The sequence below is a fragment of the Flavobacterium aquidurense genome (assembly GCF_002217195.1).
In the GTDB taxonomy this organism is placed as follows: Bacteria; Bacteroidota; Bacteroidia; order Flavobacteriales; family Flavobacteriaceae; genus Flavobacterium; species Flavobacterium frigidimaris.
The window spans coordinates 1-14,260 of record NZ_MUGR01000032.1 but is presented as its reverse complement, the minus strand read 5'-3'; the positions used below and the strand labels follow the sequence as shown (position 1 = coordinate 14,260).

Below are 14,260 nucleotides of genomic sequence, written 5' to 3'. Positions count from 1 at the left end.
CTACATTTATGAAATAAAGTCAAATTGATCATTTATTCAAAATAATGGTACGAAAACGCAACATTGCAAATAATTAATTAAAAATTAAAACCGTTTATAAAACATTTCCAATAAAAATACATTACAAATTTTATGAAATTCATAAACTCAATTTTTACATCACTTATAATTTTTTTCTTACAAACATCGCTTTATGCCCAGGTTAAGGACATAGGAATACCAAGTATCAAAAACTATAAAAGGTCGGATTACAGAGGAGGAACCCAAAACTGGAGTATCGATCAGGATAAAAACGGGAATATGTACTTTGCCAATAATAATGGTCTTATACAATTTGATGGATCAAGCTGGCACAAATATTCTCTTCCGATGCAAAACGAAATCAGAAGTCTGAAGATAGATCCGTCAGGCAAAATCTATGTGGGAGGAAACAATGAGTTTGGTTACTTTCAGAATGACACAAAAGGAATTCTAAAATACCATTCTTTATCAGATATGGTAGACAAGAAGGACAAGCAAAATATAAACTTAATCTGGAGGATACACCTGTTTAAAGGAGAGGTGATTTTTCAATCCTTTACAAAAATATTTTTCCTAAAAAACAATAAACTGAGATTTATAAATGCTCCAACAAAGTTTCAGTTTTCATTTTTAGTAAATAACCGGCTTTACTTTCAGGACAAATCACTTGGGATTCTGGAATACCAAAACAAAAAGCTCAAACCAATAAAAGGAACCACTGTATTTAATGATAAAGAAATTTGGTCCGTATTTCCTCTTCCCGGAAATAAAATGCTTTTAGCTACTTTAGAAAAAGGTCTTTTTATATCTGATAATACTTCTGTAAAACCATGGGAAACTGAGGCAAATGCTTTCATTAAAAAAAACACATCACTTGGCGGCTCTATAATAAAAGGTAAATTTATTGTGCTTAACTCAGTCTTAGACGGTGTCATAGTCTGTGATTTGAACGGTAAAATTATCCAACATTTAAATCGTCAAAAAGGCCTTCAAAACAATACTATACTTACCTCGTTTATCGACAACAAAAACAATATCTGGCTGGGTCTTGATAACGGAATCACTTTTATTAATGAAAATTCGCCTTTTTCTTATTTTGACTATAGCTACAATATAGGTACCGTGTATGCGTCAACAATTTTCAACGGAAACTTGTACGTAGCAACAAATCAGGGATTATTCTACCATTCCTGGAATAGCCCGTTTAAGGACAGTCCTTTTACGAGAGTAGAAGGAACGATTTCGCAAGCGTGGAATATTCAGGTAATCAACAATGTACTTATTTGTGCCAGCAATAGCGGAGCCTTGGTTATTGATCACAATAAAGTATCTAAAAAAATGGATTCTAAAGGATATTTTGGATTCAAGACAATACCCAATCACGACAACTATATTATAGGAGAAAGTTATAATGGTTTTAGCATTTTTAAAAAATCAGCCGATGGTTTTGAATATTCACATCAGGTCGCAGGATTTGACGAAACAACAAATACTTTTTCGATCGAACTGGACCAAGACTATTTATGGCTTAAAAAAGATCCTTATTTATACCAAATGAGATTATCCGAAGATCTCAAAAAGTTTGATTATATAAAAAAGCACAAAAACATCTCCTCAGCCTATACCGGAATCGGAAGTCTTCAACATATAAACAACATCGTTTACTTTCAGACAAAAAACCATTTTTTCAGGTTTTCTAAAGAGCAGGGAACATTTTTTGAAGACAAAAAAATAACAGATCTTTTTAAGGGAATTCCCCCCATAACTACTTTAATAGAAGATTCACAAGGAAGTTTGTGGTATGCCTATAATGAATCTTTAGGTGTTTTGACAAAAAATCAGAATGGGACATTTACCAGAAAACAAGCGCCGTTTTCAAATTTATCAGGTAATTTAGTAAACAACTATATTTCTGTGAATACTATAGACCCTGGGAATATTTTTATAGGACAAACAGACGGATTAACTCATTACGATTCTAAAATTCCGAGCTCATTTATAACGAAACCAAAAGTATTCATCGAAAGTTTTTCTTTTCCCGGAGACACTATCTTAACTGGGAACATCCCAGAAAATCAGCAGATCTATACGGTTCCTTACAGTTCTAACCATGTGAAATTTACGTTTTCATCGCCTACTTACGAAAATCAGGAGAACGTAACCTACTCTTATAAATTAGAACCTTTTGAAGAAAACTGGCGCACATGGTCGACGCTTTCAATAAAAGAATATACCAACTTAAGAGAGGGCAATTATGTAATGAAACTGAAGGCTAAAAATAGTTACGGAATTGAATCTGATGTTTCAGAAATTACATTTACAGTTTCTCCTCCCTGGTACAGACACTTTTTAGCCTACCTCGTTTACTTCATTTTACTGATCACTGCGGTATATATCATTTCGAACAGAATTAAACTGAAAATCAGAAAAAACAGGTATTACGAAACAATCGAGCAAAGAAGATTGTATCTCGAAAAAGAATCAAAAATACGCCACGAGCAGCACGAACTTGAAAAGGAAATTGAAAAACTAAAAAGCGACAAACTACAGATAAAAATCCTCGCAAAAGATAAGGAATTGGTCAATAACTCGCTACAAGTTGTAAAGAAAAACAAAATACTGAACGGAATCATTTACAAACTAAAAGACATCGACACGAATATTTTAGATGATTCTACCAAATTTGAATTCAACAAATTACATAAAAGCATTGTAAAAGAAGTCAATACAGATAAAAGCTGGAAAGATCTGGAGAAACACATCAAAAACGTGCATTTTGAATTCTTAAAGAGATTAAAAGAAAAATATCCGACAATTTCGCCACGCGAACTTGATTTATCAACTTATTTATTAATGAATATGTCGACAAAAGAAATAGCCGAAATTATGAATATTTCAACAGGAGGGGTCGAATTAGCCCGATATCGATTACGAAAAAAACTAGGCTTAAACAAAAAAGAAAACCTGATTGGTTTTCTCATGAGCATCTAAAGCAAGAAAGCCATTCGGTATCCCGAATGGCTTCTTTATTATTTAATATATTCCAGTATGCGCTCCAGGGCCATTCCTCTTGAACCTTTTATTAAAATGGTATTATCATTAAAATGAACTGTTTTAAGATACCCTACAAAAGAATCGAAAGTCTCAAAAAACACTACATTATCCTTAACCACTTTATGCTCATAAAAAAACTTCCCAATCAGGTAACATTTCGATCTGTCCTGCTCTAGCAAAGAGTCAACAATGAGCTTGTGCTCTTGCGAACTTTCATTGCCCAGCTCAAACATATCGCCCAAAATCATTATTTTATTCTGATTTTCCAACTGCAGAAAATTAGTTATCGCAACAGTCATACTACTCGGGTTAGCATTGTAGGCATCCAGAATAATCTGATTGGATTCAATTCTTAACAATTGCGATCTGTTGTTCTCCGGTATATAATTTTCAATTGCCCCTTTGATGTCATTTTTATCTACTTTAAAATAATATCCCATTGCTACTGCAGCATTGATATTGTTAGCATTGTAAAGTCCAATTAAATGCGATGCTACACTGAAATCATCATATTCTATAGCAACAAAAGGATTTGCTTTGATATTTTTGATTTGTATGTTGGCCGCATTATTGTTTACGCCAAAAGAAAATGATTTAATTCCGGCTGATTTCTCAATCTGAATAGGATCCTCCAGATTCACGAAGACCAGTTTGTCATTTTTAGCCAGAAAACGATACATCTCACTTTTGCCTTCAATTACACCTTCAACACCACCAAAACCTTCTAAATGTGCTTTTCCGAAATTGGTGATATAACCATAATCAGGCTGGGCAATTTCGCATAAAAATTCAATTTCTTTTTTATGATTGGCTCCCATTTCTACAATTCCAATTTCTGTTTCTTGCGTAAAAGACAGCAAAGTCAGCGGAACCCCAATATGATTGTTTAAGTTTCCAATGGTGGCTTTAGTATTGTATTTTTTAGCCAAAACAACATTTATAAGTTCTTTGGTTGTTGTTTTTCCGTTACTTCCTGTCAGGGCTATTATAGGCAACTTTAAATAAGAACGATGAAATTTCGCTAATTCCTGCAACGTTTCCAAACTGTTCTCAACAAGAATAGTTCTTTGATCAATTGCATAAGATGCATTATCAATAATAACAAATAAAGCACCTAATTCTAATGCGGCAAGAGCAAAGGTATTGGCATCAAAATTTTCTCCTTTGATAGCAAAAAACATAGAGCCCTTTTCAATTTTTCTTGTATCAATTGAAACTGATTTGCATTGCAAAAATAAGTTATGAATGTCCTTAATATTCATTTAAAAAAATATTTACATATTATAAAAATAACCAAAAAAAAATCCAAATTCNNGGAATTTGGAATTTTTTTAAGTTTTCTAGAATTTAGTTTCTAGGTGATCTTCTTTTTTCAGTTTTAGCACCTACTCTAGACATCGCACATCTGAATCCGATATAGTCTGTTGCCATATCCTGAGGAAAATACCTTCTTTGAGCCGGATCTAACCAATATGCTCTGTCTCTCCAAGAACCACCTTTGTAAACTCTTACGTTATCATCGATAAGTGTAGTACGTTTACTAGTATTGTCATATTTTCTAACCATCTGACCTAAACTGTCTGTTGTTACATTATGTTTAGGAGAGTTGTACATTGACTGATCAGCTTTAGCTCCTGCTTCAGAATCTCCGAAGTCAAAATATTTAGATGATTGTTTATCACCATCTCTATAGTTGATATTATCACTTGTGCTGAAATTTTGTCTCAAATAAGTTTCATTTTCATCAACCGGAACCTGAGCAATTTCTCCTGGTAAATTAGTTGCCACTTTTTTACCGTTGCTTAACGTTTTGTATTGAATATTATCTTTAGTGATAATTTCAATTTTACCGTCTTTACCAATTTTATTTTTAGCGTATTGATTTCCTCTAAAGTAGTTAAAATCATTCGCTTCATTATCAATAATAGGTCTGTAAACATCGGCAACCCATTCGGCTACGTTTCCAGCCATATCGTATAATCCAAAATCATTAGGAGCGTAGCTTTTTACTGCGTTAGTAATATCTGCCCCATCATCAGACCAACCTGCAATTCCACCGTAATCACCGTTTCCTTGTTTAAAGTTAGCCAATTGATCTCCTCTGTTTTTACGTTTAGATGAACGTGTATAATCTCCGGACCAAGGATATTTCTTTTGTCCTTTTATGATATTATATTCTCTTTGCCCAACATCTGCTGCTGCTGCATATTCCCATTCTGCTTCAGTAGGAAGTCTGTATTCTGGTAAGATAACTCCTGAGGAACGTTGTGCATATACATTCTTTTCGTCCGGAACTACACCGTCTTTTCCTGCTTTAGTTCTTTTACCATTAGGGTTTTTCTTTAATACAAGTTCCTCATTACCACCATAAGTTGTAGATGGTGAAGCAAGGTAAGCTTCTGTATTAAAAATACTTTCAGCACTAACATCTTGTGTTTTAGCCCCTTTTTTAAGGTAACCGTTTTTCTCTAAAACTGCTTCGTTTACACGATCAGTTCTCCATTTACTAAATTCAACTGCCTGAATCCAGTTAACACCCACTACTGGATAATTAGCATATGAAGGATGTCTTAAATAGTTATTAGTCATCGTTTCATTATATCCTAAACGATTTCTCCATACTAAAGTATCCGGAGATGCTCCTTCGTAAATATTTTTATAATTTTCTTCTGTTGGAGGAAAAACTTTCTTCAACCATTCCAGGTATTCTAAGTACATACCATTGGTAACTTCTGTTTCATCCATATAAAATGACTGAACGTGCTGTTGGGTCGCTGTGTTATTCCAATCGTGCATAACATCATCTTGTACTTTACCCATTGTAAACGTACCTCCTTCAACAAAAACCAAACCAGGACCAGCCTGTTGTTTTTTTCCTGCATTTCTGGCAGCAGTTCCATTCTGACTATCTACATCCCAACCAGTTGCTCTGGAAGCACGACTGGAACTCGATTTTTTGCTACAACTAGCCGTGCCTAACATCAATATTATTGACATCATTAATTGCAAGACTACAATTTTGTTTACTTTCATACTCATTCTTAGGTGATAAATTTAGGTGCTGCAATATAATAATTAACGTTTAATTAGCAACATCTGTTCTAATAATTTTATTTAACTGTTTTTTTACCAGAAAATAACCTATAATTACGAACGCAAAAATATACTTTTTATTATTTACTATAACATGAAAGACTATATTTTTACTTACTATTTTTCTAAAAATCCAAAACTCTTTAATTCCCTCATATAACAAGTGCGAATACTGCTTTTTCTTCCCTCGTTCTTTGCCTCTTTTTCTCATATAAAACGGAACTTCACAGGAGATTATCAAGTTAAAAAAGAGATATTTTCAGGCAACTTAAAATTAAAGATTCTAAACTTTTCAGAGGACCACTTTCGATATAATACTGCTAAAAAAACACGACCTTATTACTCAACCTGAACGAATCAGGCTACATAAGCACCAATTCTGCAGAAACTACAAACGTCAGATATCAGCCAGTTACAGCTAGTGAACCGGCAGATCTGCCACACTGAAATTCCCCGAAAAACCAAATAAAATCATCAAAAGAATTACCCCAAGAGACACAAGACAAACTTTCCTTTCGCAATTACCTATAATAAGGAAGCAAATAGCCCAAAGAGCTCAATACTTTTGACGACTATCAATTTCATCAGAACAACATAACACCATACCTTTTATGACTTCAATAGTTAGAAAATTATTTTTCATCAATCACGACCAGGAATTTTTAATCAAGTAAAATATTCAATATCATACTCCCAACCTTAAACTATCATAGATATAGTCCTGCAATGTCATTTAAAATTCAAACAATCAGTTCACAAAAATTAATCATACTTAGTACCTCTATTAATAAGGAGTAACAAACGAAAAATCATCTCAGGGCAATAATAGACCAAAAGTTAAGTTATATAGGAACAATAAATTTTTTGTATCAGTGCGAAAATAAAAACAACACAGATAAAATAAGCCAAATCAAACATGATACTATAGTAATTCAGGAAGAATATTTATAGTGATTATTAACAGAAAAAACCGAACACTTAAGCCAAAGGAAATTTACGTTTCCTCTCAAAAACTTAACTAACGGCACAAACACTATAAGTTTTATAGCCGGGAAATTTACATCGTACCGTTACAAATTTATTATTAAGGAATGAAGCACATTAACATCGACTCACGCTCTTAATGATTCTATATCTATTTTAAACTGGTTTTCGGTGCAATAGCCACTAAAATCTTTAGATGTTAAGCATGAGTTCACAATAACCACAACAAAAGTAGTCAGACAAAAAAACAAATCATTTTAAAAGAAGACTTCTACTCAGACAAATAACCCTGAATAGAAAAGACGATTTTTAGCTGTTGAACCGAAAAAGGATTTTATATTTACAACTCAAAGTCAATTTATTTGACAAATAAAAAGGCAGAAAAATAGGAAAAGCTTGTCATCTTATAATAATATATATATTTGTATCATAAATACGTTAAGTTCCCTAAATGAAAAAAATATCACTACTTTTAATTTGTTCTTTTATTCTTTTTAAAGTACAGGCTCAGGAGAATCGACCTATTACGACAGGAGTCCCATTTTTATTAGTTGCCGCAGATGCCAGAGCAGCCGGTTTAGCAGATCAGGGTGTCGCAACATCAACAGATGCTTTCTCGCAGCAATGGAATCCTGCAAAATATGCTTTTTCAGTCGACAAACAAGGTTTTTCCATTAGCTACACTCCTTACCTAACAGATTTGGCTAACGACATTTCTCTTGGACAAGTAACCTATTATAACAAAATCAATGACCGGAGTGCCTTTGCGGGAAGTCTTCGTTATTTTGGTTTTGGGGATATTGAACTAAGAACTACCGGCGATCCTAACGAAGCCGCAAGAATAGTATCACCTAACGAGTTTGCACTAGACGGATCATACTCTTTGAAACTAAGCGAAACCTTCTCGATGGCGGTTGCCGCAAGATACATACGCTCCAATCTTAAAATTGCCTCAGAAGATGTTGATGCCTCACCTGCCAGCACGTTTGCAGTAGATATTGCAGGATTTTATCAATCTGAAGAAATTGCCTATTCTAACTTTAACGGAAGATGGAGAGCTGGTTTTAACATGCAAAATCTGGGTCAGAAAATAAGCTATGACAATGACGATTTAAGCTCCAACTTTTTACCGGCCAATCTTAGACTGGGCGGAGGTTTTGACTTTATTCTTGACAACGATAATAAGGTAGCTCTTAGTGTTGAATTTACGAAACTTCTAGTACCAACTCCTCCGGGACCGGGAACTCCCGTTGATGCAAATGGAGACGGAGATTATGATGATCCGGGAGACATCTCTCAGCAACAGGCAAATGCAACAAACTTCAGAAACTATAATGACATAGGCTGGGTTTCAGGTATTTTTAAATCATTTGGAGATGCTCCGGGTGGTTTTAGCGAAGAACTAAAAGAAATCACCTATAGTGTAGGTGCAGAATATATGTATCAGGACGCATTTGCATTACGAGCAGGATATTTTCATGAAAGTCCGCAAAAAGGAGCAAGACAGTTTTTTTCTTTAGGAGCAGGATTCAAATACAACGTTGTTAAAGTGGACGTTTCATACTTATTTTCGACATCAAAAATAAAAAATCCACTAGAAAACACACTTCGTTTTTCTTTAACCTTTAACTTTGGTGACAAATACGAAGTTTATTAAACAGAAAAAATAAAAAAATCAATAACAATCCAAATTTCTATTTCTTAGAAATTTGGATTTTTTTTCCCATAAAAAGAATGAAAAATATAAGCATTACATCGTCATTTATCGTTTACGACACACTACAGGAACTTTCAGCGGATATTCAGGACCTAATGAACCAAGCCGTTGAAATTCGCAAAAAAGCATACGCGCCTTATTCACAATTCAGAGTTGGAGCAGCATTATTATTAGACAACGGAAAAACAGTTTTAGGATCTAATCAGGAAAATGCCGCTTATCCATCAGGATTGTGTGCAGAACGAGTAGCGATTTTTTATGCAGGAAGCATGTATCCTGATGCCAAAATTCTAAAAATAGCCATTACAGCAGCTTCAGACACCAATCAGACTACAGCTCCAATTCCGCCTTGTGGCTCATGCCGACAATCAATTGCAGAATACGAAATCAGGCAAGACACCCCTATAGAAATCTATTTTATGGGCGAAATTGGTGAAGTTTACAAATCAGCATCCCTGAAAAATTTGCTTCCTTTTATGTTTGATAAAAAGTTCTTGTAAAAAAAAGCCAAAAAGTCACGTTTAAATTTTACTTCTTAATAGGAATGTCTTATTTTTGCATCCCGACCTTTCGGGCGCAAATTTGTGGGAGGAAACTATTTTGCGTTATAGGCAACAATTGATAACACAAACAAACTTTAGCAAAAGAAAGAATTCAGATGAAAGAAGTTACAAAAGAAGTATATTTAAAGTGGTACGAAGACATGCTACTTTGGAGAAAGTTTGAAGACAAACTTGCAGCATTATACATTCAACAAAAAGTTAGAGGTTTTTTACACCTATATAACGGTCAGGAAGCTGTACTAGCGGGTGCTTTGCACGCTATGGACCTGACTAAAGACAAGATGATTACTGCTTACAGAAATCACGTTCAGCCAATTGGTATGGGAGTTGATCCCAGACGAGTAATGGCTGAGCTTTTAGGAAAAGCGACAGGAACCTCTAAAGGTATGGGAGGTTCTATGCACATTTTCTCTAAAGAGCACCGTTTTTATGGTGGACACGGAATCGTAGGTGGACAAATTCCGGTAGGAGCTGGTTTAGCTTTTGCTGATAAATATTTTGAAACCGGAGGAGTTACTATGACCTATTTTGGTGATGGTGCTGCTAGACAAGGTTCACTACACGAAGCTTTCAACATGGCTATGCTTTGGAAATTGCCAGTTGTATTTATCGTTGAAAACAACGGTTATGCAATGGGAACTTCTGTTGAAAGAACTGCAAACCATACTGATATCTGGAAACTTGGTTTAGGATACGAAATGCCTTGCGGACCTGTTGACGGAATGAATCCTGTAAAAGTTGCTGAAGCAATGACAGAAGCTATTGACAGAGCTCGTCGTGGTGACGGACCAACTTTCCTTGAAATGAAAACGTACCGCTACAGAGGACACTCTATGTCTGATGCGCAATTATACCGTTCTAAAGAAGAGGTTGAAGAATACAAAAAAATTGACCCGATTACTCAGGTTTTAGATGTAATTAAGGATCAAAAGTATGCTACAGAAGAAGAAATTGAAGCAATTGACCAAAGGGTTAAAGATTTGGTTGAAGAGTGTGTGAAATTCGCTGAAGAATCTCCATATCCTGAATTACAACAATTATACGATGTAGTTTACGCACAAGAAGACTATCCATTTACACCTCATAAACTATAACAATATTATGGCGATAAAAGTAACAATGCCTCGTTTGAGCGATACTATGACGGAAGGAACGGTAGCGACTTGGTTAAAAAAAGTAGGCGACAAAATTAGCGAAGGAGATATCCTTGCTGAAATTGAAACAGACAAAGCAACAATGGAATTTGAGTCTTTCAACGAAGGAACTCTTTTACATATTGGAATTCAGGCTGGAGAAACCGCTCCGGTTGATTCTTTATTAGCAATTATTGGTAACGAAGGAGAAGATATATCAGCATTATTAGCTGGTGGAGACGCTCCTGCTGCCGAAGCACCAAAAGCAGAATCTAAAGAAACTCCTGCTGCTGAAGAAAAAACAGAAACTCCTGCTCCTGCCGCAAAAGCTGCAACCGAATTACCAAAAGGAGTTATAGTTGTAACTATGCCACGTTTGAGCGATACAATGACTGAAGGAACAGTAGCAACCTGGTTGAAAAAAGTAGGTGATGCTGTTGCTGAAGGGGATATTTTAGCCGAAATTGAAACTGACAAAGCGACTATGGAGTTTGAGTCATTCAATGCGGGAACTTTATTATACATAGGAATTCAGGAAGGAAATACTGCACCTGTTGATAGCTTATTAGCTATTATCGGACCTGCAGGAACTGACATTAGCGGAATTGCTGACAATTATACTGCCGGAGGAACTGCAAGTGCTCCTGCAACTGAAGAAAAAGCTGCTCCAGCTGCTGAAAAAGCAACTGAAACTGTGGCTGAAACCTCAAACGGAGGAAGAATTTTAGCTTCACCATTAGCTAAGAAAATCGCTTCTGACAAAGGAATCCAATTAACTCAGGTTAAAGGTTCAGGAGAAAACGGACGCATCGTAAAAAGCGATATCGAAAACTTTACTCCAGCTGCTCAGGCACAACCAGCTGCAACAGCAACTGCTGCTGCTCCAAAAGCTGACGCTGCACCTGCTGCACCAAAAGTATTCGTTCCTGCCGGAGAAGTTTTCACCGAAGAGATCAAAAACTCTCAAATGCGTAAAATTATCGCAAAACGTCTTGCTGAATCATTATTTACTGCACCTCACTACAACTTAGTGATCGAAGTAAGCATGGACGACGCAATGGCTTCAAGAGCGACAATCAATACTGTTCCGGATACAAAAGTATCTTTCAACGATATGGTAATTAAAGCCTGTGCATTAGCATTGAAAAAACATCCAAAAATTAACTCTCAGTGGAAAGAAGATGCAATCATCATCAACCACCACGTTAACATTGGTGTTGCCGTAGCAGTTGAAGACGGATTAGTAGTTCCTGTATTGAAATTTACAGATGCTATGAGTTTATCTCAAATTGGTGCTTCAGTAAGAGATCTTGCCGGAAGAGCTAAAAACAAAAAACTTGGACCACAAGAAATGGAAGGAAGTACTTTTACAGTATCTAACCTTGGAATGTTTGGTATTACTGAATTCAATTCAATTATCAACCAGCCAAACTCTGCCATTCTTTCTGTAGGTGCAATTGTTGAAAAACCAGTAGTTAAAAACGGTCAGATTGTTGTAGGAAATACTATGATGTTATCACTAGCGTGTGACCACAGAACAATTGACGGTGCAACTGGCGCTCAATTTTTACAAACATTAAAGCAATACATCGAAAGCCCGGTTACAATGTTAGCATAATTTCTATGTTATCTCAGCCTGATAGAAACAGAAGGCCGACTGAGCTAAATTGATGGTTATTTATAATAAAATCCCGTTTTGTTTATTCAAAACGGGATTTTTTGTTTAATTTTCATCCTCAAATTCAATACTTCGTAAAATGAAAAAACTAATCCTTGTAACTTTATTCCTGACTGCAATCGCCTGTCAGAAAAAAGATCAAACCGAAAAACCAGCAGTTGTTACAGATGAACACACTTATTCTAAACCAGAACTTGCCGTAGTCAAACACTTAGATCTTGACATTAAAGTCGATTTTGACACACAAACCATTTCCGGAAAAGCTTCCTGGTTAATTGACAACATCAGCAAAGGAAACGAAATTATATTCGACGAAAACACACTTAACATTACCAAAGTAACTTTAGGCGATGACGAAAAAGAAACCAAATTCGAACTTGGAAAGGACGTCGAATTTCACGGAAAACCTCTTCGTATTACCATCGAACCTAACACAACTAAAGTAAATATTTACTACAGCACAACTAAAGACGCTGTTGCATTGCAATGGTTAACAGCGGAACAGACTGCAGACAAAAAGAAACCTTTCTTATTCTCACAAGGAGAAAGTGTTTGGTCCCGTACCTGGATTCCGTGTCAGGATTCTCCGGGAATCCGTTTTACCTATAACGCAAAAGTTACTGTTCCTAAAGATTTATTAGCTGTAATGAGCGCCGTAAATCCACAGAAAAAAAATGACACCGGTATTTACACTTTCAAACAAGACAAAGCAATTCCTTCTTATTTAATGGCAATTGCTGTTGGAGATATCGAATTTCAATCTATCGACAACAGAACCGGAGTTTATGCAGAACCATCGATGCTGAAAAAATCAGCCTGGGAATTTGCTGAACTTGGAAAAATGGTTGTTGCAGCTGAAAAATTATACGGACCTTACCGTTGGGGACGTTATGATGTTCTGGTTTTACCTCCAAGCTTTCCTTACGGCGGAATGGAAAATCCAAATTTAACCTTCTTAACTCCGGGCGTAATTGCAGGAGACCGCTCTTTAACAAGTTTACTGGCACATGAATTAGGACACAGCTGGAGCGGAAACTTAGTAACCAATGCAACCTGGGATGATATCTGGTTGAACGAAGGCTTTACCACTTATGTAGAACACAGAATAGGAGAAGCAATTTTTGGCGAAAAAGAATTTGAAATGCAGAACGTTATCACCCGAAAAGAATTAGTTGATAATGTAGCAGAATACGGCGACACAAGCCCTGACACAAGATTAAAAGTAAGTCTTACAGGAAGAAATCCTGATGACGGAATCAGTATAATTCCTTATGTAAAAGGATATGCTTTTTTAAGAGTGATCGAAAACGCTGTTGGACGTGAGAAATTTGATATTTTCATCAAAAATTATTTCGATGCACACGCTTTTAAATCGATCACAACAGAAGATTTTATCAAATACTACAACGAAAACCTCATAAAAGGAGACAAAGCACTCGCTGACAAAATAAAAGCAGAAGACTGGATTTACAAACCGGGAATTCCATCAAATATCAATCCGGTAACTTCTGCGGATTTTGATGCAATTGATAAAATTCAAAAAAACTGGAGAGCAACCGGTGTAAAAGGTTTAAGTCAAAAAATCACGACAACCAGCGAAAAACAGTATTTTATTGATCATCTTCCAACGGATATTACACCAAAAGAAATGGAAGCAATTGATGCAGAATTCAACTTTACAAAAGGCGGAAACTTTATCATAAAACGCCAATGGTTTGTTCAGGCAATAATTCACCAATACAAAACAGCAAATCCTGCGATTGAGCAATTTCTAGTTTCAATAAGCAGAACAGGATCTGTAATGATGCTTTACAAAGAAATGGCTAAAACTCCTGAAGGAAAAATTTGGGCAAAACAAGTTTTTGACAAAGCAAAATCCGGTTATCACGCTACAACTATTCAGGCTGTTGAAGGTATTTTGAAATAGTTTGCAGTCACAGTTTTCAGTTTCAGTAACGGTTTTCAATTTGCAATACCATTAAAGACTGAGACTGAAAAATAATAAAATCCCCGATTA

Annotated in this window: 8 protein-coding genes; 6 read left to right on the top strand and 2 right to left on the bottom strand. The window is 35.6% G+C overall.

Features of this window, described 5'->3' with window-relative positions; all coding sequences use genetic code 11:
• Positions 1–132 precede the first annotated feature (132 nt).
• Positions 133–3,012 carry a triple tyrosine motif-containing protein gene (locus tag B0A67_RS16455; RefSeq protein WP_072954553.1) on the top strand — a complete coding sequence of 960 codons (2,880 nt, stop codon included), beginning with the start codon at positions 133–135 and terminating at the stop codon, positions 3,010–3,012.
• 38 nt (positions 3,013–3,050) lie between these two features.
• Here B0A67_RS16455 and B0A67_RS16450 read toward each other — a convergent pair whose 3' ends face one another.
• Entirely contained in the window at positions 3,051–4,337 is a 1,287-nt protein-coding gene (locus tag B0A67_RS16450; RefSeq protein WP_072954555.1) for a UDP-N-acetylmuramoyl-tripeptide--D-alanyl-D-alanine ligase, read from the bottom strand.
• Between the two features lie 85 nt (positions 4,338–4,422).
• On the bottom strand, positions 4,423–6,108 hold the full coding sequence (gene gldJ / locus B0A67_RS16445; protein ID WP_072954558.1) for a gliding motility lipoprotein GldJ: 1,686 nt from the start codon (positions 6,106–6,108) through the stop codon (positions 4,423–4,425).
• 1,495 nt (positions 6,109–7,603) lie between these two features.
• Here gldJ and porV point away from each other — a divergent pair.
• From porV to B0A67_RS16415, 5 genes are all read left to right on the top strand, one after another.
• Positions 7,604–8,809, top strand: a complete 1,206-nt coding sequence (porV, locus tag B0A67_RS16435) for a type IX secretion system outer membrane channel protein PorV (RefSeq protein ID WP_072954563.1) — start codon at positions 7,604–7,606, stop codon at positions 8,807–8,809.
• Between the two features lie 77 nt (positions 8,810–8,886).
• Entirely contained in the window at positions 8,887–9,369 is a 483-nt protein-coding gene (gene cdd / locus B0A67_RS16430; protein ID WP_072954565.1) for a cytidine deaminase, read from the top strand.
• Between the two features lie 158 nt (positions 9,370–9,527).
• Positions 9,528–10,526: a pyruvate dehydrogenase (acetyl-transferring) E1 component subunit alpha gene (gene pdhA, locus B0A67_RS16425; RefSeq protein WP_072954568.1), complete on the top strand. Its 999-nt coding sequence runs from the start codon at positions 9,528–9,530 to the stop codon at positions 10,524–10,526.
• A gap of 7 nt (positions 10,527–10,533) precedes the next feature.
• Complete coding sequence (locus B0A67_RS16420; RefSeq protein WP_072954571.1) at positions 10,534–12,183, top strand: pyruvate dehydrogenase complex dihydrolipoamide acetyltransferase; 1,650 nt, start codon at positions 10,534–10,536, stop codon at positions 12,181–12,183.
• 139 nt (positions 12,184–12,322) lie between these two features.
• Positions 12,323–14,170 (top strand): hydrolase/aminopeptidase, encoded by a 1,848-nt coding sequence (locus tag B0A67_RS16415; RefSeq protein WP_072954575.1) that lies wholly within the window; start codon positions 12,323–12,325, stop codon positions 14,168–14,170.
• Positions 14,171–14,260 lie beyond the last annotated feature (90 nt).